Annotated in this window: 1 protein-coding gene; it reads left to right on the forward strand. The window is 47.2% G+C overall.

Annotated elements, in window-relative coordinates; translation table 11 throughout:
- A partial coding sequence (locus ABIB30_RS27195) for a condensation domain-containing protein (protein ID WP_354306160.1) occupies positions 1–1,895 on the forward strand: 1,895 nt, incomplete at both ends.

Here is a 1,895-nt window from a genome sequence, read left to right on the forward strand (position 1 = left end):
CGTGTTCCCAATAAGGGAATCGGTTATGGGGTGCTGGCAGGGACCGGTGGAACTGGTTTTACTGCTGTCCATCCGGATATAACGTTCAATTATCTTGGTGATTTCGGTTCAGGCGTGTCCGGTGCAGATGGGCAGGAGCTGTTTAGTTTTAGTGGTGAAGGCCACGGAGCGGAAATCTCGGGAGAGATGGACCGCTGGGAGAAGCTGGGTATTTCGGGGATCATTGCAGAGGGACGTTTACGGCTTGCTGTAAGCTATAGTGCCGAGCAATATTCTGCAGCCCGGATAGGCAGGTTTCTATCGGCCTATGAACGGCAGCTGGAAGAGATCATCAATTTCCTATCCGCAGAGCATCAGGTTCACCTGACCCCTGTAGATTTGACTTACAAAGACCTCTCATTATCAGCTGTTCTTGTTTTAAATAATGGACAGAAACTATCAGATGTTTATCCGTTAAGCCCGTTACAGGAAGGGTTATATCATTACTGGTTAAGTAACCCTGCTTCATCGGGTTATTTTGAGCAGATGAGTTACCGCGTGCAGGGCATACTGGATCTGGCTCAGCTGTCCCTGGCTTACCAGGAACTGGTTTCCCGTCACGCTGTCCTGCGCACTTACTTTAGCCATGAGCTGGCTGATATTCCGGTTCAGGTAGTAAGCCGGGAGCTTAGTTCGCTGGTTTATATTGATTTATCAGCAACAACAGCAGCAACAGCAGCAACAACAGCAGCAACAACAACAACAGCAACAGCAGAAAAAGGAGAAGCGGATGCCGTTGAGGCCTTTAAGTTGTCTGACCGTAGCCGTGGTTTTGACCTGCATTCAGGTTCTCAGATGCGTTTGACAGTACTGGGCTTAGGAGATGATACTTATGAGTTTGTCTGGAGCCATCATCATATCTTAATGGATGGCTGGTGCGTAGGGATTCTGATCAAAGAATTCTTCCAGTTGTACGAAAGTCACTTGTCGGGCAAACCGGCAATACTGGGCACTGTATATCCATATTCGGATTATATCAAATGGTTAATGGTCCAGGATCAAACGGTTTCTTTAAGTTACTGGAGCGAGTATTTATCAGGATATGAAACTATTGCAGGTTTACCTAAAAAGTATTTGGGATCAGCCGAAAAGGATTTGGGATTAAAGGGTTACCTGCGCAGGCAGGAGTCTGTTCAGGTAGGAGGGATTTTAAGTTTGGCTATCAAAAGGCTATGCAGTGAACTTGCAATTACCGAGAACACCCTGATCCAAACCGCCTGGGGTATCTTGCTGGGGAATTATAACAATACGGATGACGTAGTTTTTGGCGCGGTGGTTTCGGGCCGCCCGGCAGAGGTGACTGGTATAGAAGAGATGATCGGCCTGTTTATCAATACGATCCCTGTACGGATCGGGTTTGGTGAGGGGTTTTCAGTAGGGTCTGTATTACAGTCCGTTCAGCAGGATTCCATAGCGGGCACGTCCCATCATTATACCCAGCTTGCCGGTGTTCAATCACAGAGCGGGCTGGGCAGGGAACTGTTTGACCATATTCTTGTATTTGAGAACTATCCTGTACAGGAACTGGTTTCCCGGGAAATCACCGAAGAGCGTAATGCTTTAACGCTGCTTTCTTCAGCAGTATTTGAACAGACCGGTTATGATTTGACGGTGCTGATCATTCCCGGAGAATCACTGGAGATACGGTTTGAATACAATGGGCATGTTTATGAAGGGGCTATGCTTTCCAGGCTAGCGGCCCATTTTCTTCAAATCCTTGAACTGATGGTCACAGATCCATCTGCAGCGATTAAAGATCTTGATTATTTAAGTGCAGCAGAGCAGGTGGAGTTATTGGAAACCTTCAATGCTACGGCGGTGTCTTATCCGAAGGATAAGACCCTGGTTGATTTGTT

The sequence above is a fragment of the Pedobacter sp. UYP1 genome (assembly GCF_040547305.1).
Taxonomy (GTDB): Bacteria; Bacteroidota; Bacteroidia; order Sphingobacteriales; family Sphingobacteriaceae; genus Pedobacter.